Origin of the sequence: Klebsiella sp. CN_Kp088 (genome assembly GCF_040064335.1) — a bacterium.
In the GTDB taxonomy this organism is placed as follows: domain Bacteria; phylum Pseudomonadota; class Gammaproteobacteria; order Enterobacterales; family Enterobacteriaceae; genus Klebsiella; species Klebsiella aerogenes.
This window is the reverse complement of the sequence record NZ_JBEAIQ010000023.1, coordinates 144,547-170,252: the sequence shown is the minus strand read 5'-3', so window position 1 is coordinate 170,252 and position 25,706 is coordinate 144,547. Positions and strand designations below refer to the sequence as shown.

Sequence of the window (25,706 nt, the reverse complement as noted above, 5' to 3'; positions counted from 1 at the left end):
AAAAAAGGGCCGACAAATCGGCCCTTTTTTATTGCGCTTATATTACGCCGCTTTTTCAGCTTCCGCCGCCGGCGCTTCCGGGCGCTTCAGCACCGCGTAAGAGAGACCCGCAACCAGCGTACCGGCAATAATCGCCAGCAGATAACCCAGCACCGGAGTGATGGCGCCTGGGATCAGCAGAACGAACAGACCGCCATGCGGCGCCATCAGTTTCGCGCCAACCGCCATCGAGATAGCGCCGGTCACCGCGCCGCCAACGATACAGCAAGGCAGTACGCGCATCGGATCACGTGCGGCGAATGGGATCGCCCCTTCGGTAATAAAGCACAGACCCAGAACCAGCGCCGCTTTACCGCCTTCACGCTGTGATTTGTCGAACTTGTTGCGGGCAATCAGCGTCGCCAGGCCAAGCGCCAGCGGTGGCACCATACCGGCCGCCATAATCGCCGCCATCGGCGCGTAGGTTTGAGTACTCAACAGACCCACACCGAAAGCATAAGCCGCTTTGTTCACCGGGCCGCCCATATCGGTACACATCATGCCGCCAAGGATCGCGCCGAGCAGCACCGCGTTCGCCGTCCCCATGGTTTGCAGCCAGTGGGTGAGCCAGGCCAGGATACCCGCCACCGGTTTACCGATCAGGTAGATCATCGCCAGACCAACAATCAGGCTGGAAATCAGTGGAATGATCAGAATCGGCTTCAACGCTTCCATACTCTGCGGCAGTTTCAGCTTAGTACTGATTAACTTCGCCACATAACCGGCAAGGAAACCGGCGATAATACCGCCGATGAAGCCGGAACCGCCGCTCACGGCCAGCATACCGCCGATAAGACCAGGCGTCAGACCCGGACGGTCAGCGATGGAGAACGCGATAAAACCTGCCAGTACCGGCACCATCAGCGCAAAGGCTGAACCGCCGCCGATTTGCATCAACGCCGCCGCCATGGTGTCTTTCACTTCAAACGCTTTAATACCGAACGCGAACGACAGCGCGATACACAGACCGCCCGCGACCACCATCGGCAGCATGTAGGAGACGCCGGTCAGCAGGTGACGATAGGCGCCAGCCGACTCTTTTTTACCGTCACCGGAGGCCTGCGGTTTGCCGGATGGCTGGTACGGCTTCGCTTCAGCAACGGCTTTATCCAGCTCCTGCGCGGTTTTCTTCAGCGCCAGTCCGGTGGTGGTGCGATACATCGGTTTACCGGCGAACTTCGCCAGATCGACTTCGATATCGGCGGCGACGATCACCAGATCCGCCTGCTCCACCTCTTCCGGGGTAATAGCATTACCGGCCCCCACGGAGCCGCGGGTTTCCACTTTCACCCACCAGCCGCGTTTTTTAGCCTCGGTTTCAATGGCTTCCGCCGCCATAAAGGTATGAGCTACACCGGTCGGACAAGCGGTAACGGCGACAATACGTTTCTGCCCCTGGGCGGCGGCCGGAACGGCTACCGCCGCTGGCGCAACGTACGGCTTAGCGTGATCTTTCGCTTCACCCAGGAACAGCTCCGGATGGGCGACAGCACGGTTAATATCGCCCAGAAAGACGTTTTTACCATTCAGCGCGCTATCGGCCGGCAGCGCGGTCCCCAGTACGATGGCCAGTTCGGCATCGTTCGGGTTATCAATCAGCTCAAGGTGCGCTTTCTGCGCCGCGGCGCTGAGCAGGGTCTTCGCCATGTAGGCGCGAGCCTGGCCAAGCCCGGCATCAATAATCAGCAGCGTTTTCATTATGCCTCTCCTGCTGTCAATTAAAGGGTTGTAAGTCGACGCGCGCCATCATTGCGGCCAACTGGGTACGATCGGTAATACCAACGTTGCTCTGGCTGACGGCCAGGGCGGCGACGGCGGTCGCCAGGCGCAGGGTATGCTCGCTGGATTCACGCATCAGCAGGCCGTAAATCAGGCCGCCGACCATCGAATCACCGGCGCCGACGGTGCTGACGACCTCTACTGAAGGCGGTTTGGCAATCCATTCGCCGGAGGCGTTAACCCACAGCGCGCCCTCTTCGCCTAACGAAATCACCACGTGGGCGATACCTTGCTCGCGCAGCGCATGGGCGGCGTCGATAACATCTTTCATCTCCGGCAACTTGCGGCCAGCCCAGATTTCCAGCTCGCGGCGGTTTGGTTTTACCAGCCACGGCGCGGCTTTCAGCCCTGCAACCAGCGCTTCACGGCTGCTATCGAAAATAATGCACGGGCACTGGCTGCGCAGGCGCGTCATCCAGTCGGTAAAGGCTTCCGGACTCACGCCGGACGGCAGGCTGCCGCTGACGCAAACCATATCGAACTGCCCCAGCCAGCTCAGAGAATCATTAACGAAACGCTCCCAGTCCGCCGGGGTCACTTCGAAACCGGAGAAGTTGAAATCGGTCACTTCGCCATCTTTTTCCGTCAGCTTGACGTTAATACGGGTACGCCCCTGCACCACCTGGAAGCGGTTGGCGATACCCAGCTCGCTAAACAGCTGCTGGAAGCCATCCTGGTTATCTTTACCGAGGAAGCCGCCGACGGTGACGTCGATGCCAAGATCTTTCAGCACCTTCGCCACGTTGATACCTTTGCCTGCCGCATGCAGGCCGGTAGTACGTACCAGGTTCACTTCGCCACGTTCGATTTCCGGGGTGAAACCCACCAGGTCGTATGCCGGATTTAAAGTAATCGTTGCTACACGTCTGCTCATTTATGCGCCCTCCCCAAGGCCTGCGGCGATCGCTTCGCCAATCGCATCCAGCGCTTGTTGCGCATCTTCACCCTGCGCGGTAAAACGCAGACGGTGACCTTTTTTCACACCCAGCGCCACGACCTTCATCAGGCTGCGGCCATTGGCCGGCTTGCCGGAACCATCGAGGTTGGTAACGGTAATGTCGCTGGAGAATTGTTTAATCGTATTAACCAGCATCGTGCCCGGACGTGCGTGCAGCCCGTGCTCGTTGCGTACCACAAACTCGGCGTTCAGCACGTCTTCAGCAATGGCGTCGTCGCTGGTCAGCAGCGCCAGCAGCGTGGCGGCGTCGGCTTTTAGCAGATGCTCCGCTTTTTTATCAATAAGCAGATTGCTCAGGCGATTAAGCACCGCGGTCGGCTGCTCATCGGCCATCGCGACGGTGATCAGCAGCGCCACCGGCTGCCCGTCAGCGGTAAACGCATTGGCGGCGCGACTCACGGCGATAGCGCTGCGCAGGTTGCCTTCCGCACAGTCGTTCAACCAGATCCCCTGGCCCAGGTTGAGCGGCGCATCATTAATAGTGCGGCTGACGAAATCGGCGTTTACCGCCCCTGCCTCTTTCAGCCGCGCGGCGTTCAGCGCCTGCAGCGTCAGCAGATCGTTGGCGACCACGTCGAGGCTCAACGTTTCGTTGTCGAGCTTCAGCGCTTCGCTTTGCTTTTCGCCCATCAGCAGAGCGCGCAGTTCTTCTGCGGTGGTGACGGTTCTCAACTGTTCAGCCACCGAATCGTCGCTCAGGACGTGCGTCAACTGACGCAGCAGACCGAGGTGCTCGTCGGAGCTGGCGGCAATACCGATCGCCACATAAGCGGTTTGTCCTTCTCCCCAGGTCACGCCCTGCGGGAACTGATACACCTGTACGCCCGTTTTCAGAACCTGGTCGCGGGTATCGGTGGTGCCGTGCGGAATAGCGATGCCATTGCCGAGGAAAGTGGAGGTCTGCTGCTCGCGGGCAAGCATACCGTTAACGTAGCCGTCAGCCACATTACCCGCGCTAACCAGCGCGCCAGCAATCTGACGTATTGCCTCTTCTTTATTCGCGGCCTGCTGGCCGGGATGGATATCCTGTACAGATAACTGGAACATAATTCTCCTCTCCGCTGAATTGAATCGTTTCAGCTAACATGAGAAAAAATACGCCACCCGATGACTGGATAATACTCTGATGACGCTGAAACGTTTCAATGAGTCTGTACCTTTCTTGCGCACTGCGCAAGTAAACTCCGAAGGTTGATAACAGAATTTAGAGATACCGCACATTTTTGCTGAAGCTAATGGTGAAACGCGCCATTGGCTTCAGCATTTTGCTGAACAACATAATTTGAAACGCCTTTTTAATTTTTCGTGCCATACCACTATTCATTTTATGGGTGTCGGCGTAAACTTCGCCTCTCCTGAAACCAATGATATTCCAGCATGCAAAACAGTAGCGCCGCCCTTCCCCGCCGCGGGTTCGACTTAACCTCCTCCGCTTTTCTTATCGTCGCCTTTCTGACGGGGATCGCCGGGGCCTTACAGACCCCGACCCTGAGCCTGTTTCTAACCAATGAGGTGCACGTTCGCCCGGCAATGGTCGGCTTTTTTTTTACCGGCAGCGCGGTCATCGGCATTCTGGTAAGTCAGTTTCTTGCCGGGCGTTCCGATCGTAAAGGCGATCGCAAGCAGCTGATTGTCGCCTGCTGCCTGCTGGGGGTGCTGGCCTGCGTGCTGTTCGCCTGGAACCGCAACTACTTTATTCTGCTGTTCGTCGGCGTCTTTCTCAGTAGTTTTGGCTCCACCGCCAACCCACAAATGTTCGCCCTCGCCCGCGAGCACGCGGACAAAACCGGGCGCGAGGCGGTGATGTTCAGCTCCATTCTGCGCGCGCAGGTCTCGCTGGCGTGGGTGATCGGCCCGCCGCTGGCCTACGCGCTGGCGATGGGTTTTGGTTTTACCGTGATGTATCTCAGCGCCGCCGTGGCGTTTATCGTCTGCGCGCTGATGGTCTGGTTCTTCCTGCCCAGCATGCGTAAAGAGAGCAAAACCGCCGGTGGTCATCTTGAAGCGCCGCGCACCAACCGCCGCGATGCGCTGCTGCTGTTCAGCATCTGTACGTTAATGTGGGGCACCAACAGCCTCTATATCATTAATATGCCGCTGTTTATCATTAATGAACTGCATCTGCCGGAGAAACTGGCCGGGCTGATGATGGGGACCGCCGCCGGCCTGGAAATCCCCACCATGCTGATTGCCGGTTATTACGCGAAACGCTTTGGAAAGCGCTTGCTGATGCGCATTGCCGCGCTTGCCGGACTGCTGTTTTATGTCGGTATGCTGACTGTCCATACCCCGGCCCTGTTGCTGGCGATGCAGGCGCTGAACGCAATTTACATCGGGATCCTCGCCGGTATCGGTATGCTCTATTTTCAGGATCTGATGCCGGGCCAGGCGGGCGCGGCGACCACGCTGTATACCAATACCACGCGCGTCGGCTGGATCATCGCCGGTTCGCTGGCGGGCGTTGTCGCGGAAATCTGGAACTATCACGCGGTGTTCTGGATTGCGCTAATGATGGGAATTATCGCTCAGGGCTGCCTGTGGCGAATTAAAGACGTTTAAGGCGCGGTTAGCGCTTCGAGATGAATGAGATAAGCCATCGCCTGCTGACGCGTGCTGCCACACATTTCCGCGGCCGGTTGTAAACCCGCGCAGACTTTAGGGCGCAGCGGCGAGGCAAAAATCTTGCAGCGCAGATGTTCATCCAGCTGCACGCATGGGGTGTTAGCCGGCTTGCCGTCAGGCATTCCGGGAATGGGGCTTGAGATGGACGGCGCGGTGCAACAGGCTCCGCAGTCCGGGCGACATTCCATACCTGACTCCTTAATGAGTGGGAGGCGGACAGTAGCAAAATATCGCCCGTCAGGAAAGCTGAAGCTGGCGACACGGCTTTTTCAGCAGCGCCGATCGAAGATTTGCCAGGAGATAGCAAAAGTCGCGAATTCCGCTTGCCTGAAAGGCCCGGCGCGAGTAGTTTTACGCGATATTTTTGACCCTTTAAGTGACAGGATTACTGCAATGCCAAGAGCGAATGAAATTAAAAAAGGTATGGTGCTGAATTACAACGGCAAACTGCTGATTGTTAAAAATATTGATATTCAGTCGCCAAGCGCCCGTGGCGCAGCAACGCTGTATAAAATGCGTTTTTCCGACGTGCGTACCGGCCTGAAAGTAGAAGAACGTTTTAAGGGCGACGACATCGTCGATACCGTTACCCTGACCCGTCGTTTCGTTGACTTCTCCTACGTCGATGGCAACGAATACGTGTTCATGGATAAAGAAGACTATACCCCGTATACCTTCACCAAAGAGCAGATCGAAGAAGAGCTGCAGTTTATCCCGGAAGGCGGCATGCCGGATATGCAGGTTTTGACCTGGGATGGCCAGCTGCTGGCGCTGGAGCTGCCGCAGACCGTTGACCTGGAAATCGTAGAAACCGCGCCGGGAATCAAAGGCGCTTCCGCCAGTTCGCGCACCAAACCGGCCACCATGAGCACCGGGCTGGTGATTCAGGTTCCGGAATACCTGACCAGTGGCGAGAAAATCCGCATTCATATCGAAGAGTGCCGCTATATGGGCCGCGCGGACTAACCTCCCGCCTCTGACGGTTGCCCGGCCCAGCGTCGCGCAGGCCGGACTCTTCCCGGATAGCGGCGCTGCGCGCCTTATCCGGGCTACACAACCCGCGACGTTCGGTAGTTCGGTAGCCCGGCTAAGCGTAGCGCAGGCCGGGGAATATCCCGGATGGCGGCGCTGCGCGCCTTATCCGGGCTACACAACCCGAGACGTTCGGTAGTTCGGTAGTTCGGTAGTTCGGTAGCCCGGCTAAGCGTAGCGCAGGCCGGGGAATGTCCCGGATGGCGACGCTGCGCGCCTTATCCAGGCTACTCGCTGCCGATATCAGGCACAAAAAAGGACAGCCGTTGGCTGTCCTTTTGCTTTCCCTCACACCACGATTACAGCAACTCAGGATATTTGGTCATCTTCAGCGCCAGCTCAACGCCACGCACTTCCGCCATGCCTTTCAGACGGCCAATCGCCGAATAACCGGGGTTGGTTTTCTTACGCAGATCGTCAAGCATTTGATGCCCATGATCCGGACGGAACGGGATGGGACGCAGATCGCCTGCTTTCTTACGACGCTGCTCTTCGCTCAGAATCGCATCAACCACCGCCACCATATTGACGTCGCCGTTCAGGTGCGCCGCCTCGTGGAAGGTTTTAGGATTCTCTTCACGGCAGGTAGAGCGCAAATGGGTAAAGTGGATACGATCGCCGAAGGTTTCCACCATCTTCACCAGATCGTTATCGGCACGCACGCCGTAGGATCCGGTACACATGGTAAAGCCGTTATAAATGCTGTCCACCGTCTCTTTCAACCACTGCATATCTTCGATAGTCGACACGATACGCGGCAGGCCGAGGATCGGACGCGGCGGATCGTCCGGGTGAACCGCCAGGCGCACGCCGACTTCTTCGCACACCGGCACAATCGCCCGCAGGAAGTAAGCCATGTTCTCACGCAATTGCGCTTTATCGATATGGTCATACTCCGCCAGACGTGCGCGGAACTGATCGAGGGTATAGCCCTCTTCCGCTCCCGGCAGACCAGCGATGATATTGCGGGTCAGCTTGTCGATATCCGCCGCGCTCATCGCCTTAAAGTAAACGTCCGCTTGCTGCTGTTCTTCAGCGCTGTAGTCAGCTTCGGCGCCCGGGCGTTTAAGGATGTGCAGTTCAAAAGCGGCGAAAGCAATCTGGTCAAAACGCAGCGCTTTGGAGCCATCAGCCAGCTGATATTCCAGATCGGTACGCGTCCAGTCCAGAATCGGCATGAAGTTATAGCACACGGTATCAATACCGCAGGCCGCCAGATTGCGGATGCTCTGCTGATAGTTGGCAATCCACTTCTCATATTGTCCGCTGTGGGTTTTGATATCCTCGTGCACCGGGATACTCTCAACAACCGACCAGCTCAGGCCTTTTTCCGCCAGTAGCGCTAAACGCTGTTGGATCTCTTCTACCGGCCAGACCTGGCCATTCGGAATATGATGCAACGCGGTCACGACACCCGTGGCGCCCGCCTGGCGCACATCATCAAGCGATACCGGATCGTTCGGTCCATACCAACGCCAGGTTTGCTCCATCGCAATGCCCTCTTTAAGTTGTTATACCAATAATGTGAAACATCATGACGACTACCATACATGCTTCTGCTGAATGGTCAATTTCCCCCGTAGCATTGATTGATCCAGCTCACACTAAGCGGATAAATTCGGCTTACCAATTTAAATTGTTGTCATATAACTTTACACTGCCTCATGTTAATCATTGGTTAATCAGGTGTATAAAAATGACAACTATCGCTACCGCCGCGCTGCCAGCAGGCGTGCAACTTCCGCAATACGATCGCCGCCAATTGCGCTCGCGTATCGTGCACCTTGGTTTTGGCGCGTTTCACCGTGCGCATCAGGCGCTGCTAACCGACCGGGTGCTTAACGCCAGCGGCGGCGACTGGGGAATTTGTGAAATCAGCCTGTTCAGCGGCGATAAGCTGATGAGCCAACTGCGTGCGCAAGACCACCTGTTTACGGTGCTGGAAAAAGGCGCTGAGGGTAACCAACCGATCGTGGTTGGCGCAGTACATGAATGCCTGAACGCCAAACTTGATTCGCTGGCAGCAATTATCGAAAAATTTTGCGAACCGCAGGTGGCTATCGTTTCGCTGACGATTACTGAGAAAGGTTATTGCATCGATCCGGCCACCGGTAAACTGGATCCAACCCAGCCGCGCATCGTTCACGATCTGGAAAACCCGACGCTGCCGCAGTCGGCTCCCGGTATTTTAGTTGAAGCGCTCAATCGCCGCCGCGAACGCGGACTCGCTCCCTTTACCGTACTCTCCTGCGACAATATTCCCGACAATGGTCACGTCGTGAAAAACGCCGTCCTCGGCATGGCTGAGAAACGTAGTCAGGAGTTGGCAAGCTGGATTGCTGAACATGTCAGCTTCCCCGGCACCATGGTTGACCGCATCGTGCCAGCCGCCACCGAAGAATCTCTGGCTGAGATTGCCTCCGTGCTGGGCGTTGACGATCCCTGCGCTATCAGTTGCGAACCGTTTATTCAATGGGTAGTGGAAGACAATTTTGTCGCCGGGCGCCCGGCCTGGGAAACGGCAGGCGTACAGATGACCAACGATGTCCTGCCGTGGGAACAAATGAAACTGCGCATGCTCAACGGTAGCCACTCCTTCCTCGCCTGGCTGGGCTACCTGGCGGGGCATGCGCACGTTAGCGACTGCATGCAGGACGATGTTTTCCGCCATGCCGCCCGTCGCCTGATGCTTGATGAACAAGCGCCAACGCTATCGATTACCGGCGTGGATTTAGTTGCCTATGCCGACAGCCTGATAACGCGCTTCGCCAATCCGGCCTTAAAGCATCGCACCTGGCAAATCGCCATGGACGGCAGTCAAAAGCTGCCGCAGCGCATGCTCGATAGTATACGCGTTCATCTGGCAAACGACAGCCGCTGGCCACTGCTGGCGCTGGGCGTGGCGGGTTGGATGCGTTACGTAAGCGGCGTCGACGACGCCGGGCAAGCCATTGACGTGCGCGACCCGCTAGTCGACAAAATCAAACGGTTGGTTGACGCCAGCCAGCAAGAGGAACGCGTCAGCGCCCTGCTTGGCCTGGAAGAGATATTTGGCAAAGATCTGCCGGGCAACCCGCAGTTTGTTGCTGAAATCACTTCAGCCTGGCAGCAACTGACAACATTCGGCTCCCGCCAGGCCGTGGCTAACGCTCTGCATAGTTAACAATTTCTGCTGTTTAGCGGACAGAATGTTTTTCTGTCCGCAGTAACCCTTCTCTTTTTCCCCTTTTTTCGTCAGGATAGTCGCAACTGTTACAACATTACATTTCTATGCTGGAGGGGATGTGACCAAAACTAACCTGATCACGGGCTTTCTCGGCAGCGGCAAAACGACCTCGATTCTTCATGTACTGGCCCACAAGCCTGCAAATGAAAAATGGGCCGTGCTGGTCAACGAGTTCGGCGAAGTCGGCATCGACGGCGCCCTGCTGGCGGAAAGCGGCGCGTTGCTAAAAGAGATCCCCGGCGGCTGCATGTGCTGCGTCAACGGTCTGCCAATGCAGGTTGGGCTCAATACGCTGCTGCGCCAGGGAAAGCCCGATCGTCTGCTGATTGAACCAACCGGACTGGGTCATCCCAGGCAGATCCTTGATACCCTCACCGCTGCGGTCTACGAGCCGTGGATCGATCTGCGCGCGACGCTGTGCATTCTCGATCCGCGCCAGCTGTTGGAGGAGAAGATCGTAGCCAATGATAATTTCCGCGATCAGCTGGCCGCAGCCGATGTCATCGTCGCCAATAAAAGCGATCGGGCGACGCCGGAAAGCGAGGCCGCTTTTACCAACTGGTGGCAACAGTACGGCGGCGAGCGCCTGCAGGTGAACGCCACCCAAGGAAATATCGAGCTCGCGCTGCTGGATCTGCCGCGCCGTAACACCGCCCCGCTGCCGGCAAGCCCGGACCACGTGCATAGTCACGGACAAAAGCAGGGTCTGGCGGCGTTAAATCTACCGGCGCACCAACGCTGGCGTCGCAGTGTTAACAGCGGCCAGGGATACCATGCCTGCGGCTGGATTTTTGATGCTGATACCCAATTTGACACCGTTGGGTTGCTGGAGTGGGCGCGTCTGGCGCCGGTTGGCCGGGTGAAAGGCGTGATGCGTATTGCTGAAGGATTGGTGCGTATCAACCGTCAGGGACTCGATCTGCATATCGAAACGCAAAATGCGCCGCCGCCGGATAGCCGCATCGAACTGATTTGTGAATCAGACGTTGACTGGAATGCCCTGCAGTCCTCGCTGTTGAAGCTTCGTTTAAGTTAATGCGGCTATTTTTAGCCGCTGTTTAAAAAAATCGCATCTGTTATGACTAAAAACCGTATTCCCCTTATCTTGCTGCTGAACGTCGCGGGCGTAGCCTTATTTTGTTCCTGGTATCTACCGGCAAATCACGGTTTCTGGTTCCCGCTTGACTCGGCTATTTTTCACTTCTTTAACCAGGGCGTCAGCGCCAACCACGCGTATGCCTGGCTGTTAGCGATCATCAACAATCGCGCTTTCGACGCCTGCTCGCTGCTGGCGATGGGCTGTCTGATGCTCAGTTTCTGGATCAAAGCGCAGAGCGCTGAACGCCGTCGTATTATCCTTATGGGGCTGGTGATGTTGCTCGCAGCGGTAATTATCAATCAACTTGCCCAGCATCTGATGCCGGTAAAACGCGCCAGCCCTTCGCTGTTCTTTACGGATATCACGAAAGTCAGCGACGTGGTCTCATTGCCCACCAAAGACGCTTCAAAAGATAGCTTCCCGGGCGACCACGGCATGATGTTGCTCATTTTCGCCTCGTTTATGTGGCGATATTTCGGCCGCCGGGCATTTACCATTTCACTGATTATTTTTGTGGTTTTTGCTTTCCCGCGAGTGATGATCGGCGCCCATTGGTTCACCGATATTGCCGTAGGTTCACTCAGCGCGGTGCTGATTGGCGCGCCATGGGTATTAATGACCTCGCTTTCCGATAAGGCCATCGCCTGGTTCGACCGTTCGCTTCCGGGTGGAATAGCAAAAAAATAAGATCATTTTTACATTTTATTAATATTATCCATAAGGGGTCGTTCTGACCCCTTTTTTTATATTTGCTGATGATTTATTCGCGACATCATCTTCCTGTCACATTAATCATCATTGAAATGAAGATATTGCATATTTTTCAGCCAAAAAAGGCGCTATTTTCCCCTTTGCCGATGATTCACTTTTGGTCGCAAAAATACTTATAAGAAATCGCGCAAAACCGCTCGCCATCCCACGTTTGATAGGGTAATCTCTTTCTCGTTTTGCCTTCCCAAGCAACACAATTCATCATCCAAATAAATTTGTGCGGTACTCCACATTTTTAGGCTTAAGGAATTGTCTCATTGCTTTCTGGAATCTAGGCTCTACCACGTTTGGCATTTTTTATAACGACATTGTCGTTAAGGACAACAAGGGAAAATAAACATAATGGTCAAATCTCAGCCGATTTTGAGATATATCTTGCGGGTCGCCCCCGCGATTGCAGTTGCGGTTCTGCTTTCCGCGTGTAGTTCAACAAGTACCGCCAAGAATATGCATTCTGAGACGCATGCTGTGGGTAGTGGGGATTTATCATCACTGCAAGCTTCTCAGGATGAATTTGAAAAAATGGTCAGCAACCTGGACGTGAAGTCCCGTTTGATGGACCAGTATGCTAGCTGGAAAGGCGTGCGTTACCGCCTTGGCGGCAGCACCCGGAAAGGGATCGATTGCTCGGCATTCGTGCAGCGTACTTTCCGTGAACAATTTGGCCTGGAGCTGCCACGCTCAACTTCCGAGCAACAGGATTCCGGCAAATCGATTTCGCGCACTCAACTGCGTACCGGCGATTTAGTGCTGTTCCGCGCTGGCTCTACGGGTCGTCATGTTGGTATCTATATCGGCAACAACCAGTTTGTTCATGCCTCTACCAGCAGCGGCGTCACCATCTCAAGCCTGGATGAGCCATACTGGAAAAAGCGCTATAACGAAGCACGTCGCGTTCTGAGTCGTTCCTGATTCTTCTTCTTACCGTGAGTTATCCCTTGGCTGACGGTAAGAAATGAAAAGAACACTGCCCCGGCAGTGTTTTTTTTTGCTTTTCCGCCGATGAACTCCGCAAAATAAGCTATGTCATTACAAGCTATGCCTTTTAAAGGAAATGGAACCATACTCTTCAGGCATCCCATTGGCGTGATTCAATAATACGGACAGATTCTGGCCTATGCTAACCCGCTACTTTTCACCCCGACGTAAAATCTGGCTTACCAGTATTTGTATCGGCGTTGCCGTCGCGCTACTGGCCGGCAGCATCCAGTTTATGGTTATCTACCACAACCGCTCTGAGCGTTTCGATCAGATAATCAATAACGTCAGCCACTACCTTAATAGCTATTTCGCTGATTTAAGCAAAACCATTGATGGCCTGCAGCCGCTGCTCGATCAGCCCTGCGAACATATTGACTCCGGCCTCGCCGCCAGCGCCGCCTTTAGTCCCAACGTGCGCGCCTTCCTGCTGGTGAAAAACGGCAAAGCGTTCTGCTCATCCGCCACCGGAGCAATGGACACACCGTTTAAACAATTGATACCGCAGCTTGATACCAATAAACCTCTGGATATGGCCATCCTCCAGGGCACGCCGATGATGCCGAACACCGCCGCGCTGGCAATGTGGGTACAACGTCCTGGCGATCGAGACAGCGGAATTTTTGTATCCATCAATGCCAATCTGACGCCTTATATCCTCTATACCGCACGACAGAATGATTTCAGCGGCATTGCGCTGGCCATCGGCCATACGGCAATTTCGACCTTCAGCAGCAAAATTATCGACCCGCTATCATTGCCCAATGAGCCGATACGCCAGATTCAGGTTCCGGGGCTACCGCTAAAAGTGTATCTCTTTTCTAACAGTTGGCTCGGCGAGAATACCCAGTTCGCCCTGTTGCTTGGCGTAGTATGCGGCATGCTTGCCGGCTTGCTCAGCTACTACATCCTGACGATCAAATCCGATCCGCGGAAATCGATCCAACTGGGGATCAAAAACAACCAGTTCTACGTGGTCTACCAGCCGGTGGTAAAGGCCGATACCCTGCAGATTAGCGGCGTTGAAGTGCTGATGCGCTGGCGGCATCCGGTGGTAGGTGAAATCCCGCCAGACGTCTTTATTAATCTGGCGGAGACGCAGCAGATGATCGTGCCGCTTACCCATCACCTGTTAATGTTGATTGCCCGCGACGCGCCGACTCTGCAGCGTATTTTGCCGCGCGGTACCAAGCTCGGTCTGAATATCTCGCCTGCCCACCTGCATGCCGCCGGATTCCAGCAAGATATGCAACGTTTTGCCGCCGCGTTACCCGCAAACTACTTCGACGTCGTGCTGGAGATAACCGAACGTTCGATGATCGATAAAAACCAGTCGATGGCCATTTTTGAGTGGCTCCATCAACAGGGCTTCGAAATTGCTATCGATGATTTTGGTACCGGCCATAGCGCGCTGATTTATCTGGAGCGCTATAACTTTGATTATCTGAAGATCGATCGTGGTTTTGTGCAGGCGATCGGTACCGAAACCGTCACCTCTCCCGTGCTGGATGCGGTGCTAACGCTAAGCCGCCGTCTACAGTTGAAAACCGTGGCTGAAGGCGTAGAAACGCCGGAGCAGGCGGAATGGCTGCGTGCTCACGGCGTGAAGTATCTGCAAGGTTACTGCTTCAGCCGCCCGCTGCCGCTGGATAAACTGGTCGCCGCCCATGATGAACCGGCAAATTATTTCACAAGCCGCTGAGGGTCGCTTATGATGCGAAACCACCGGGGTTAATGGTCAGAGGATGATATTCCAACTATGTTTGCGCGCATCGGCCTGCTGCTGCTGGCTTTATTTAGCCTGAGTAGCCAGGCGCAAACCATTAAAGAGAGCGAAGCGTTCGCTATTATCGGCGAGCCAAAGTATGCCGTTGACTTTCATCACTTCGATTACGTCAATCCGGACGCGCCTAAAGGCGGCAGTATAACGCTTGCCGCCATTGGCACCTTTGACAATTTTAACCGCTACGCCCTGCGCGGTAACCCCGGCGTACGCACCGATGCGCTGTATGACACCCTGTTTACCACCTCGGACGATGAACCGGGCAGCTACTACCCGCTGATTGCCGATCGCGCGCGCTTTGCCGATGATTTCTCGTGGATGGAAATTACCATCAACCCGCGTGCCCTCTTTCATGACGGTAGCCCGATTACCGCCAGCGACGTTGCTTTCACCTTCCACAAATTTATGACCGAAGGGGTACCGCAGTTCCGTCTTATCTATAAAGGGACGACCGTCAAAGCCATCGCCCCGCTGACGGTGCGCATCGAACTGGCCAAGCCGGGCAAAGAAAATATGCTCAGCCTGCTGTCGCTGCCGGTAATGCCTGAGTCATTCTGGCGCCATCATAAACTGAGTGACCCGCTTTCAACGCCGCCGCTCGCCAGCGGCCCCTATCGCATCAGCCGCTGGCGGATGGGGCAGTATATTGTCTATTCGCGAGTCGAGAACTACTGGGCCGCCGACCTGCCGGTAAACCGCGGGCGCTGGAACTTCGACACGATTCGCTACGACTACTATCTTGACGATAACGTCGCTTTCGAAGCCTTCAAGGCCGGAGCGGTAGATATGCGCGAGGAGAGTTCAACAAAAAACTGGGCCACGCGCTATATCGGGCGCAACTTTAGCAACGGTTATATTGTGAAAGACGATCGAACGAATACCTCGGCAAAGGATACCCGCTGGCTGGCTTTTAATATTCAGCGCCCGGTCTTTGCCGACCGTCAGGTACGTGAGGCCATCACCCTTGCATTTGATTTCGAATGGATGAATAAGGCGCTGTTTTACGGCGCCTACAGTCGGCCAAACAGCTACTTTCAGAACACAGAATATGCCGCTCGTGATTACCCGAAGGCCGATGAGCTCGCCCTGCTGGCGCCGATGAAAAAAGAATTGCCGCCTGAGGTCTTTACCCGGATTTATCAGCCGCCAGTTTCCAGCGGCGATGGTTTTGACCGCGCTAATTTACTCAAAGCAGATGCCCTATTGAACCAAGCGGGATGGGTGCTAAAAAACCGTCAGCGCGTTAATGCCAAAACCGGCAAACCGCTGCGCTTTGAGCTGCTGCTCGCCTCCGGCGGCAACGTCAGTTGGGTTCTACCGTTCCAGCATAATTTACAGCGTTTAGGCGTGACGATGGATATCCGTCAGGTGGATAACTCCCAGGCCAACAGCCGACTGCGGAGCCGCGATTACGACATGATGCCCTCACTGTGGCGCGCCACCGCCTGGCCAGATACGGGCTTACAGGTTTCGTGGGCCTCGGACTATATTAACTCCAGCTATAACGCGCCGGGAGTGCAGAACCCGGCGGTCGACGCGTTGATTGCGCAGATCGTGCGCTGGCAGGGCAACAAACAGAAGCTTCTGCCGCTGGGCCGCGCGCTCGACCGGGTGCTGACCTGGAACTATTACATGCTGCCGATGTGGTATATGGCGCAGGACCGGACGGCTTACTGGAATAAATTTTCCTTCCCGCAAACACGCCCGACCTACTCCTCCGGTTTTGATGGCTGGTGGTACGATGTTAACAAAGCCGCCAGGCTTCCCGCGGACCGACGTTAAGGATTAAAGATGGGCGCCTACCTGCTCCGCCGACTATTACTGGTGATCCCGACGCTCTGGGCCATCATCACCATCAATTTTTTTATCGTGCAGATTGCGCCAGGCGGTCCGGTCGATCAGGCGATCGCCGCCGTGGAGTTCGGCGACCGCGGCGGGTTGCCCGGCGCAGGAGATAGCGGTATGGGCGCCAGCCATGCGCGTACCGGCGTTGGCAATATCAGTGAAGGCCATTATCGCGGCGGGCGCGGGCTCGATCCGGAAGTGATTGCCGAAATCACCCACCGCTACGGTTTCGATAAACCCATTCACGAACGCTACTTTAAGATGCTTGGCGACTATCTGCGTTTTGATTTTGGCGATAGCCTGTTTCGCAGCGCTTCGGTGTTGCAGTTGATTAAAGACAGCCTGCCGGTATCTATTACCCTCGGCCTGTGGAGCACGCTGATTATCTACCTGGTGTCGATACCGCTGGGGATCCGGAAAGCCGTCAGTAACGGCAGCCATTTCGACGTCTGGAGCAGCACATTTATCATCATCGGTTACGCCATCCCGGCGTTTCTGTTCGCGATATTACTGATCGTGATTTTCGCCGGCGGCAGCTATTTCGATCTTTTTCCGCTGCGCGGCCTGGTCTCCGCTAATTTTGATAGCCTGCCGTGGTACCAGAAGATCGCCGACTATCTCTGGCATATCACCTTACCGGTGCTGGCGACGGTGATCGGCGGTTTTGCCGCCCTGACCATGCTGACTAAAAACAGTTTCCTTGATGAGATCCGCAAGCAATATGTGGTAACGGCCCGCGCCAAAGGCGTCGGTGAAAAACAGATCCTGTGGAAACACGTTTTCCGCAACGCCATGCTGCTGGTGATTGCCGGTTTTCCCGCCACCTTTATCAGCATGTTCTTTACCGGTTCGCTGCTGATTGAGGTGATGTTCTCGCTCAATGGTCTTGGGCTGCTCGGCTACGAAGCCACCGTGTCGCGCGATTATCCGGTGATGTTCGGCACTCTGTATATCTTCACGTTAATCGGCCTGTTATTAAACATTGTCAGCGACATCAGCTATACGCTGGTCGATCCGCGTATCGATTTCGAGGGCCGCTAATGTCATTTCTCTCCCCCGTTAATCAGGCCCGCTGGGCGCGTTTTCGCCACAACCGCCGCGGCTACTGGTCGCTGTGGATCTTCCTTGCGCTATTTATTTGCAGCCTGTGCGCCGAGCTTATCGCCAACGATAAACCACTGCTGGTGCAGTATCGCGGTAGTCTCTACGTACCGGCGCTGAAAACCTATAGCGAAACAACCTTTGGCGGTGATTTTGCCACCGCCGCCGACTATCAGGATCCCTGGCTGCAAAAACGGCTGGCAGAAAACGGCTGGGTGCTGTGGGCCCCGGTGCGTTTCGGCGCCACCAGCATCAATTTCGCCACCGACAGCCCCTTCCCTTCGCCGCCGTCCCGGCACAACTGGCTGGGTACCGACGCTAACGGCGGCGATGTATTCGCACGGATCCTCTATGGCGCACGGATCTCATTATTATTCGGCCTACTGCTGACGTTCTTCTCCAGCGTGCTTGGCGTGCTTGCCGGGGCGCTGCAGGGCTACTACGGCGGTAAGCTCGACCTGTGGGGGCAGCGTTTTATTGAAGTATGGTCCGGCATGCCGACGCTATTTTTAATTATTCTGCTCTCAAGCGTGGTGCAACCTGATTTCTGGTGGCTGCTGGCGATTACCGTTTTATTTGGCTGGATGACGCTGGTCGGGGTGGTTCGCGCCGAGTTCCTGCGCACCCGTAACTACGATTATATTCGCGCCGCACAGGCGCTGGGGGTCAGCGATCGCCATATAATCCTGCGCCATATGCTGCCGAATGCGATGGTCGCCACCCTCACCTTCCTGCCGTTTATTTTGTGCAGTTCGATAACCACCCTGACCTCGCTCGACTTTCTCGGCTTTGGCCTGCCGCTAGGCTCGCCATCGCTGGGCGAACTGCTACTGCAGGGGAAAAATAACCTGCAGGCGCCGTGGCTGGGGATGGCGGCATTTTTGTCGGTGGCGGTGCTGCTGACGCTGCTAATTTTCATTGGCGAAGCGGTCCGCGACGCCTTCGATCCGGGTAAGGCGGTATAACATGGGCCAGCCGTTATTAGACATTGACGACCTCTCTATCGCCTTCCGCCAGCAAGGGGCAAGCCAAACGGTCGTCAGCAACCTGACGCTGCGGATTGCCGCAGGTGAAACGCTGGCGTTGGTCGGCGAATCAGGCTCCGGCAAGAGCGTCTCCGCGCTGTCGGTACTGCGCCTCCTGCCCTCGCCGCCGGTCAGCTATCCCAGCGGCGATATTCGCTTTCACGGTCAATCATTGCTGCACGCCGATGAACGAACCCTGCGCGGGATCCGCGGCAACCGCATCGCGATGATTTTCCAGGAGCCGATGGTGTCGCTCAATCCGCTGCATAATCTGGAGAAACAACTGTACGAGGTGCTTTCGCTGCACCGCGGCATGCGCAAAGAGGCGGCGCGCGGCGAAATCCTCGACTGTCTGGATCGGGTTGGCATCCGCAACGCCTCACGACGGCTTGCCGACTATCCGCACCAGCTTTCCGGCGGCGAACGCCAACGGGTGATGATCGCCATGGCGCTGCTGACGCGCCCAGAGCTGCTCATTGCCGATGAACCGACCACCGCGCTGGACGTCTCGGTACAGGCGCAGATTCTGCAACTGCTGCGCGAACTGAAGCGTGAGCTCAACATGGGGATGTTGTTCATCACCCACAATCTTAGCATCGTCCGCCAGCTTGCCGACCGGGTGGCGGTGATGCAAAACGGCCGCTGCGTCGAACAAAACGGCTGCCGGGAGCTGTTTCAGGCGCCAACGCACCCGTATACCCGCCGCCTGCTGGATAGCGAACCGGCCGGCAAACCGGTGCCGCTCCCCGCCGACGCGCCCATCCTACTGCAGGCCCGCGATCTTAATGTCGCCTTCCCAATCCGCAAAGGGATCCTGCGCCGGGTGGTCGATCACAATCGAGTGGTCAACCATCTGACTTTTACCCTGCGGGCCGGAGAAACGCTGGGGCTGGTGGGAGAATCCGGCTCTGGCAAAAGCACCACCGGGCTGGCGCTGCTGCGGCTGATTAACTCCAGCGGAGAAATGCAGTTTGCCGGCGAGTCGATCCAGGGACGAAATCGCCGCCAGATGCTGCCGCTGCGCCGACGCATTCAGGTGGTCTTTCAAGATCCGAATTCATCGCTCAACCCGCGTCTGAACGTCCTGCAGATTATCGAGGAAGGATTACGCGTTCACCAGCCGACGTTGACGTCCGCGCAACGTGAACACGCGGTGATTCAGGTGATGCAGGAAGTGGGGCTCGCCCCCGCGACGCGGCAGCGCTATCCGGCGGAATTCTCCGGCGGCCAGCGCCAGCGTATTGCCATTGCCCGGGCGCTGATCGTCAAACCGCAGCTGATTGTGTTAGATGAACCGACGTCATCGCTGGATAAAACCGTGCAGGCGCAGATCCTGGCGCTGCTGAAGACGCTACAGCAAAAGCATCAGCTGGCCTATCTGTTTATCAGCCACGATTTACGTGTTGTACGGACGCTCTGCCATCAGGTGATAGTGCTGCGGCAGGGAGAAGTCGTCGAGCAGGGAGAATGCGAGCGCGTATTTACGGCACCGCTTCAGGAGTATACCCGCCAGCTGCTGGCGTTAAGCTGACGGTCAGAAGGGGTTGTTGCCAGAGAAAGGCTCGGCAATGGCCACGCCGAAATTTTTCAGACGACAGGTAGCGGCAAACTCATCCTGCATATTAACGAACAGGCACGGTTCGCCTTCACACTCAAGAATGGAACAGTCCACTTCGATGTCGCTCAGCGCCTGGCTCAGCGTGCGCATCACCGGCCACGCTTTCTCGCCGTCCGGGCTGAGCAGTTTTAATGCCACCAGGCTATTTTCGCCCTCAGCGCCGTTTTGCGGAATCGGTTCAACTCTTGAACCCGCAAAACCGGCCAACCAGCGATAGCTCTGCGGCAGTCGGTGTACGATAGAGAGTTGCTGTGTATTCACTTGGTTTCCCCGGAAGCAAAAGGCTTCACAATAAATTTACATCAATATTAACACATTGTTGACAAATAGTCCTGCAACAGCTTAGAAAACGCTTACACCCGCATGGGGTCAGGGCTAACAGCTTATTATCCAGAACCTTATAGTTGCCTTGCGGAAACAGTTCGCGGCTATATGTACCCGTTTCTGTGATCCAAAACAACTTTTTTATCGCAACATTGCGACTTTTTACACTAATTGATTTTACATAAAAGAAACATATAGCTAAACAGGGAAGCCGATTTCGGTTGACATGTATCAAAAAAGGGGCGGAAATCGCCCCTGAAAATGTGACTTAATGTGCGACTTTTCGTCGCCGGCTGGCGTACAGATAGAAGAGAATGGAGCTAACGGCGCAAAATGCGATAGAAATCAGCATCGGCCAGGCGGTGGTAAAGGTGGCCATCGACAGCAATGCGCCGATAATCGCGCCAATCCCAAAGCGAAATGTTCCGGCCAGCGACGATGCGGTTCCCGCCATATGCGGAAACTCGTCGAGGATCACCGCCATGGCGTTAGAGGAGACCATCGATACGCAGCCGACGAACGCCGCCACGCCCACCACCAGCGACCAGAAACCAACATCAAGCAGCGCACACACCACCATCCACACCGCCATCGCCAGCTGGATCCACAGCCCGGCGCGGAACATGTTCAATGCGCCGACCCGGCGAACAAAGCGGCTGTTAATGATGGTCATGATGAACAGGAACACGATATTCAGCGCAAAATAGTAGCCAAAGTGCTGCGGCGACACGTGATTAATGTTGATGTAGACAAATGGGCCCGCGCTGAGAAATGAAAACATGCCGGCGAAACTAAAGCCGCTGGCCAACATATAGCTGAGTACCCGCTTGTGGCGGAACAGGGTGGCGAAGTTGCCAAGCGTGGTGCGAATATGAAATTTCTGCCGCCGTTCTACCGGCAGCGTCTCGCTAATAAAGAAAGCGATCATCGCCGATGCCAGCAGCGCCGCCAGCGCCAGGATCCAGAAAATCGCGTGCCAGCTGAACCACACCAGCACCGCGCCGCCGACCATCGGCGCCACCAGCGGCGCAATGGTGGTGACCAGCATGACAAATGACATCATGCGCGAGAACTCTTCTTTCGGGTAGATATCGCGCATCAGGGCGTTGATCACCACGCTGGCCGCCGCGGCCGCCAGGCCGTGGAAGAAACGCATAGTAATCAGCATCTCGATGGTCTGCGACAACGCGCAGGCCACCGCCGCCGCGGCGAATATCAGCGTCCCACCAAGGATCACCGGTTTACGGCCAATGCTGTCGGCCATCGGCCCGTACAGCAACTGCCCCAGCGCAAAGCCCAGAATATAGGTACTGAGCGTCATTTGCGCGCTGCCGTCCGGCACGTTGAACTGCGACGAGATGACCGGCAGCGCCGGCAGATACATATCAATCGACAGCGGCATTAACATGGCCAACAGGCCAAGAATAAACACAATCCCAAATGAAGAATTCTGCTTTGTCGTCACGTTTTACTCCGTGCTTGTGGGGCGCCAACGCTGGCGATTTCATCTTCCGTCAGCGGGCGGTATTCGCCGGGTTCCAGCGACGCATCGAGGGTAATGTCGCCGATACGCTCGCGATGTAATCCCACGACGTGGTTACCCACCGCCGCGAACATGCGTTTTACCTGGTGGTAGCGGCCTTCGCTGATGGTCAGGCGCACTTCTGTCGGAGTGATAACTTCGAGGACTGCAGGTTTGGTGAGATCTTTTTCATTATGCAGCTGCACGCCTTTGGCAAACTGCTCGGCGACGCCCTCTTCCAGCGGATTTTCCAGCTCCACCAGATAGGTTTTTTCGCAGTGATGACGCGGCGAAGTGATGCGGTGCGACCACTGACCGTCATCGGTCATCAGTACCAGACCGGTGGTGTCGATATCCAGACGCCCGGCGGCGTGCAGCTTATGGGCAACCGGCTCATCGAGAAAATAAAGCACCGTTGGATGATCGGGATCGTCTGTTGAACAGACATAACCCTGCGGCTTGTTGAGCATAAAGTAACGGGGGCCGTGCTGCTGGGTCAGCGTATTGCCGTCATATTCCACCTCGTGCTCTGGCTGGAGCTTAAAGGAGGCATCTTTCACAATGTCGCCGTCCACGGTAACGCGGCTGCCGCGGATTTCACGCCCGGCAATAGCACGGCTGACGCCAAGCTGCTGAGCGATAAACTTATCAAGTCGCATGAGATTTTTTAGCCTGTAATAATGCTGGAGCGGGCATCTCGCCCGAAAAAGAAGAATTCCATTGGTTAGTATAACGGGCTCTTAACACCACTCAAGGGAAAAGATTCATGGCATACTATTTGCGAGTTAATTAACCCCCGAGAATTGATGACTTTTACACTACGTCCCTACCAAAAAGAGGCCGTTGACGCCACGCTCGCCTGGTTCCGCCGTCACCATGAGCCCGCCGCCATCGTACTGCCGACCGGCGCCGGCAAAAGCCTGGTGATCGCCGAACTGGCGCGGCTGGCGCGCGGACGCGTACTGGTTCTGGCCCACGTTAAAGAACTGGTGGCGCAGAATCATAGTAAATACTGTGCGCTTGGGCTGGAAGCGGATATTTTCGCCGCCGGTCTGCAGCGTAAGGAGAGCCAGGGCAAGGTCGTCTTCGGCAGCGTGCAGTCGGTGGCGCGTAATCTTGAGCAGTTTCAAAGCGAATTCTCCTTACTGATCGTCGATGAGTGCCACCGTATCAGCGACGATGACGACAGCCAGTATCAGCAAATCATCAGCCACCTGCGGCAGGTGAATCCGCATCTCAGACTGCTTGGCCTGACCGCCACCCCTTTCCGCCTGGGCAAGGGGTGGATCTATCAGTTCCACTATCACGGTATGGTACGCGGCGACGAGAAAGCGCTGTTCCGCGACTGCATCTATGAACTGCCGCTGCGTTATATGATTAAGCACGGCTACCTGACGCCGCCTGAGCGCCTCGATATGCCGGTGGTACAGTACGATTTCAGCCGCCTGCAGGCGCAGAGCAATGGCCTGTTCAGCGAAGCTGACCTTAACCACGAGCTGAAAAAACAGCAGCGCATCACGCCGCATATCGTTAGCCAAATCGTTGAGTTTGCCGAAAACCGTAAAGGCGTGATGATCTTCGCCGCGACCGTCGAACACGCGCGGGAAATTACCGGCCTGCTGCCGCCCGCGCAGGCGGCGCTGATTACCGGCGAAACGCCGGGGCCGGAGCGCGATCGCATCATCGAAGCCTTTAAGGCGCAGCAGTATCGCTATCTGGTGAACGTCGCGGTACTGACCACCGGCTTTGACGCGCCGCACGTCGATCTTATCGCGATTCTTCGGCCAACCGAGTCGGTAAGCCTTTACCAACAAATTGTTGGCCGCGGCCTGCGTCTGGCGCCGGGCAAAACCGACTGTCTGATCCTCGACTATGCCGGCAACCCTCACGACCTGTATGCGCCGGAAGTCGGCACGCCAAAAGGCAAAAGCGATAATGTCCCGGTGCAGGTCTTCTGCCCGGCCTGCGGTTTCGCCAATACTTTTTGGGGGAAAACCACCGCCGACGGCACGTTGATTGAGCATTTTGGCCGCCGCTGCCAGGGCTGGTTCGAAGACGACGACGGCCACCGCGAACAGTGCGACTTCCGCTTTCGTTTTAAAAACTGCCCGCAGTGCAACGCCGAGAATGACATTGCCGCCCGCCGCTGTCGCGAGTGCGATACGGTGCTGGTCGACCCGGACGACATGCTGAAGGCGGCGCTGAAGCTTAAAGACGCGCTGGTATTGCGCTGCAGCGGCATGGCGCTGCAGCATGGCGGCGACGAAAAAGGCCCGTGGCTAAAAATCACCTATTACGATGAGGACGGCGCCGATGTGAGTGAGCGCTTCCGTTTGCAAACACCCGCGCAGCGTACCGCCTTTGAGCAGTTGTTTATCCGCCCGCATACCCGTACGCCGGGCGTGCCGCTGCGCTGGATAACCCCGGCGGATATCATTGCCCAGCAGGCGCTACTGCGCCATCCGGACTTTGTCGTCGCCCGGATGAAGGGGCAATACTGGCAGGTGCGGGAAAAAGTGTTCGATTATCAGGGCCGTTTCCGTCGCGCTAATGAGCTACGTTAATCCGTCAAAAACTGAGGTTTTGATTGCCGCTGTGCCGATAGGCGGCTATAATGCCGCCCGCTTTTGCATTCGCAAAGCAGATAATCTGCCTGCTGCTGGGTCGCCTGTTGCAGGCTTTATATATAGAGAGACATCAATGTTTACTATCAACGCAGAAGTACGTAAAGAGCAGGGTAAGGGTGCGAGCCGCCGCCTGCGCGCAGCTAACAAGTTCCCGGCAATCATCTACGGTGGCGAAGCTGCTCCGGTTGCTATCGAACTGGACCACGACAAACTGTGGAACATGCAGGACAAAGCTGAGTTCTACGGCGAAGTTCTGACCCTCGTTGTCGATGGCAAAGAAGAAAAAGTTAAAGTTCAGGCTGTTCAGCGTCACGCGTTCAAGCCGAAACTGACCCACATCGACTTCGTTCGCGCTTAATCGCCGATAGCAAGTTGTATGGCAAACGCCCTGGTGTCTTCTGACCCGGGGCGTTTTGTTATCTGCGCCGCCATAACCCTGGCGCGTCGTCAACAATCTCTCCCAACGCGCGGTGTTTATTCATTCCCGGCAACCACAGCATCACCATGGTAACGTTAAGCCCCTGATTACCGACCTCGGTGGCAATTTCAGCAACCCCCTGCCACTCGTCGGGCCGTAAATGATCGGGTAAAAAACCCCAGCCCTGCCCCTGCTCCATTGCGTGGCGCAACATAGTGATTTCATTCATATACAGCGTATGGCCGGATATCTGCAGCCGGCGGGCGATTTGATCGTCGCTGCGCCGGTGCATGACTAACTGCGGGGTGAGCGATAAATTCAGCAACGTCAGCGGCCTTGCGGTATCAGCGAACAACCGCTGCGCGGCGTAAAAGCGTAAATCAACGGTACCCAGCGCCCGCCACTCCATTTCGCTACCCAGCGTACGATTGTTCGCCTGGCAAATGGCCATATCCGCGACGCCATCGCTCAACGCCTGCTCGGCTTCGCGACGCGAAGCGCTCCAGCAGCTTAAACGGATCTGCCGCCGGGCAAGCGTATCGGCCAGCAAACAGAGAAATTCACGCGGCACGAAGGGATCGTACACCAGGCGTAATTCCTGCCAGGCCGTTTGCGGCAGCGTTTGCGCAAAAGACTCGAAAGCCTGCGCCTGACGCAACAACAGGTGCGCCTGGCGAAAAAGCTGCTCGCCCTCGGCGGTTAAGGTCAGGCTACGCCCTGCACGGCTGAATAGCCGGTAGCCCAACGCATCTTCCAGGTAATCCAGCAGATCGCGAAGCGTCGTACGGTCTTTCCCTAAACGGATCGCCGCCCGCGACAGACTACCGGTCTCAGCAATCGTCGCGAAGGCTTCAATCTGTGCAAATGAATACTGCAGGGTTTTCATCCTTCCCTCCCTTTCGGGGGAAAATCCCCCATGTAGTGATTTTAGCCGCCGCG

22 protein-coding genes are annotated in these 25,706 nt (G+C 56.1%); 13 read left to right on the top strand and 9 right to left on the bottom strand.

Annotated features, from left to right (window positions below; genetic code table 11):
- Positions 1-42: 42 nt before the first annotated feature.
- Genes fruA through fruB form a run of 3 tightly spaced genes read right to left on the bottom strand, consistent with a single transcriptional unit; the run spans position 43 to position 3,823 of the window.
- Complete coding sequence (gene fruA, locus ABLV08_RS14050; RefSeq protein WP_015365696.1) at positions 43-1,737, bottom strand: PTS fructose transporter subunit IIBC; 1,695 nt, start codon at positions 1,735-1,737, stop codon at positions 43-45.
- Positions 1,738-1,753: 16 nt separating this feature from the next.
- Positions 1,754-2,692, bottom strand: a complete 939-nt coding sequence (gene fruK, locus ABLV08_RS14045) for a 1-phosphofructokinase (protein ID WP_015365695.1) — start codon at positions 2,690-2,692, stop codon at positions 1,754-1,756.
- A complete protein-coding gene (gene fruB / locus ABLV08_RS14040; protein WP_045412276.1) occupies positions 2,693-3,823 on the bottom strand; it encodes a fused PTS fructose transporter subunit IIA/HPr protein in 1,131 nt (376 codons plus the stop codon).
- A 330-nt stretch (positions 3,824-4,153) separates the two neighbouring features.
- Between fruB and setB the strand changes: the two genes are divergently transcribed.
- The gene (gene setB / locus ABLV08_RS14035) at positions 4,154-5,335 is read left to right on the top strand and encodes a sugar efflux transporter SetB (protein ID WP_015365692.1); all 1,182 of its coding nucleotides are present in this window, start codon (positions 4,154-4,156) and stop codon (positions 5,333-5,335) included.
- Here setB and ABLV08_RS14030 read toward each other — a convergent pair.
- Positions 5,332-5,586: a YkgJ family cysteine cluster protein gene (locus ABLV08_RS14030; protein WP_015365691.1), complete on the bottom strand. Its 255-nt coding sequence runs from the start codon at positions 5,584-5,586 to the stop codon at positions 5,332-5,334. The two genes, setB and ABLV08_RS14030, sit on opposite strands and share 4 nt — an antisense overlap.
- A gap of 205 nt (positions 5,587-5,791) precedes the next feature.
- Between ABLV08_RS14030 and yeiP the strand changes: the two genes are divergently transcribed.
- Positions 5,792-6,364: an elongation factor P-like protein YeiP gene (gene yeiP / locus ABLV08_RS14025; protein ID WP_015365690.1), complete on the top strand. Its 573-nt coding sequence runs from the start codon at positions 5,792-5,794 to the stop codon at positions 6,362-6,364.
- Between the two features lie 365 nt (positions 6,365-6,729).
- Here the strand turns inward: yeiP and uxuA are convergent, their stop codons facing one another.
- Complete coding sequence (gene uxuA, locus ABLV08_RS14020; protein ID WP_063411236.1) at positions 6,730-7,920, bottom strand: mannonate dehydratase; 1,191 nt, start codon at positions 7,918-7,920, stop codon at positions 6,730-6,732.
- Positions 7,921-8,126: 206 nt separating this feature from the next.
- Between uxuA and ABLV08_RS14015 the strand changes: the two genes are divergently transcribed.
- From ABLV08_RS14015 to yejF, 9 genes are all read left to right on the top strand, one after another.
- Positions 8,127-9,593 carry a fructuronate reductase gene (locus ABLV08_RS14015; RefSeq protein ID WP_045412282.1) on the top strand — a complete coding sequence of 489 codons (1,467 nt, stop codon included), beginning with the start codon at positions 8,127-8,129 and terminating at the stop codon, positions 9,591-9,593.
- A 121-nt stretch (positions 9,594-9,714) separates the two neighbouring features.
- Positions 9,715-10,692: a GTP-binding protein gene (locus ABLV08_RS14010; protein ID WP_020078278.1), complete on the top strand. Its 978-nt coding sequence runs from the start codon at positions 9,715-9,717 to the stop codon at positions 10,690-10,692.
- A gap of 42 nt (positions 10,693-10,734) precedes the next feature.
- On the top strand, positions 10,735-11,442 hold the full coding sequence (locus tag ABLV08_RS14005) for a phosphatase PAP2 family protein (protein ID WP_015706123.1): 708 nt from the start codon (positions 10,735-10,737) through the stop codon (positions 11,440-11,442).
- A gap of 426 nt (positions 11,443-11,868) precedes the next feature.
- Entirely contained in the window at positions 11,869-12,438 is a 570-nt protein-coding gene (gene mepS / locus ABLV08_RS14000; RefSeq protein WP_015706124.1) for a bifunctional murein DD-endopeptidase/murein LD-carboxypeptidase, read from the top strand.
- 205 nt (positions 12,439-12,643) lie between these two features.
- On the top strand, positions 12,644-14,206 hold the full coding sequence (locus tag ABLV08_RS13995; protein WP_015365683.1) for a cyclic di-GMP phosphodiesterase: 1,563 nt from the start codon (positions 12,644-12,646) through the stop codon (positions 14,204-14,206).
- A 57-nt stretch (positions 14,207-14,263) separates the two neighbouring features.
- Complete coding sequence (locus tag ABLV08_RS13990; protein ID WP_348855966.1) at positions 14,264-16,069, top strand: extracellular solute-binding protein; 1,806 nt, start codon at positions 14,264-14,266, stop codon at positions 16,067-16,069.
- A 9-nt stretch (positions 16,070-16,078) separates the two neighbouring features.
- The gene (locus ABLV08_RS13985; protein ID WP_032712057.1) at positions 16,079-17,173 is read left to right on the top strand and encodes a microcin C ABC transporter permease YejB; all 1,095 of its coding nucleotides are present in this window, start codon (positions 16,079-16,081) and stop codon (positions 17,171-17,173) included.
- Positions 17,173-18,198, top strand: a complete 1,026-nt coding sequence (locus tag ABLV08_RS13980; RefSeq protein ID WP_020078275.1) for a microcin C ABC transporter permease — start codon at positions 17,173-17,175, stop codon at positions 18,196-18,198. Before ABLV08_RS13985 ends, ABLV08_RS13980 begins: the two co-directional genes overlap by 1 nt.
- A 1-nt stretch (position 18,199) precedes the next feature.
- Positions 18,200-19,789 (top strand): microcin C ABC transporter ATP-binding protein YejF, encoded by a 1,590-nt coding sequence (gene yejF, locus ABLV08_RS13975; protein ID WP_348855965.1) that lies wholly within the window; start codon positions 18,200-18,202, stop codon positions 19,787-19,789.
- Between the two features lie 3 nt (positions 19,790-19,792).
- Here yejF and ABLV08_RS13970 read toward each other — a convergent pair whose 3' ends face one another.
- The 3 genes from ABLV08_RS13970 to rsuA form a co-directional block, all read right to left on the bottom strand.
- Positions 19,793-20,137 (bottom strand): YejG family protein, encoded by a 345-nt coding sequence (locus tag ABLV08_RS13970; protein ID WP_015365678.1) that lies wholly within the window; start codon positions 20,135-20,137, stop codon positions 19,793-19,795.
- Between the two features lie 331 nt (positions 20,138-20,468).
- Positions 20,469-21,665: a Bcr/CflA family multidrug efflux MFS transporter gene (locus ABLV08_RS13965; RefSeq protein ID WP_015365677.1), complete on the bottom strand. Its 1,197-nt coding sequence runs from the start codon at positions 21,663-21,665 to the stop codon at positions 20,469-20,471.
- Positions 21,662-22,381 (bottom strand): 16S rRNA pseudouridine(516) synthase RsuA, encoded by a 720-nt coding sequence (rsuA, locus tag ABLV08_RS13960; RefSeq protein WP_015365676.1) that lies wholly within the window; start codon positions 22,379-22,381, stop codon positions 21,662-21,664. The genes ABLV08_RS13965 and rsuA overlap by 4 nt, the downstream gene beginning before the upstream one ends.
- A gap of 147 nt (positions 22,382-22,528) precedes the next feature.
- On the opposite strand from rsuA, the gene ABLV08_RS13955 reads away from it, so the two are divergent.
- Entirely contained in the window at positions 22,529-24,286 is a 1,758-nt protein-coding gene (locus tag ABLV08_RS13955) for a DEAD/DEAH box helicase (protein WP_032712059.1), read from the top strand.
- Between the two features lie 136 nt (positions 24,287-24,422).
- Positions 24,423-24,707, top strand: coding sequence for a 50S ribosomal protein L25 (gene rplY / locus ABLV08_RS13950; RefSeq protein WP_015365674.1), 285 nt, complete (start codon positions 24,423-24,425; stop codon positions 24,705-24,707).
- 58 nt (positions 24,708-24,765) lie between these two features.
- Here rplY and ABLV08_RS13945 read toward each other — a convergent pair whose 3' ends face one another.
- On the bottom strand, positions 24,766-25,653 hold the full coding sequence (locus tag ABLV08_RS13945; protein ID WP_032712060.1) for a LysR family transcriptional regulator: 888 nt from the start codon (positions 25,651-25,653) through the stop codon (positions 24,766-24,768).
- Positions 25,654-25,706: the final 53 nt, after the last annotated feature.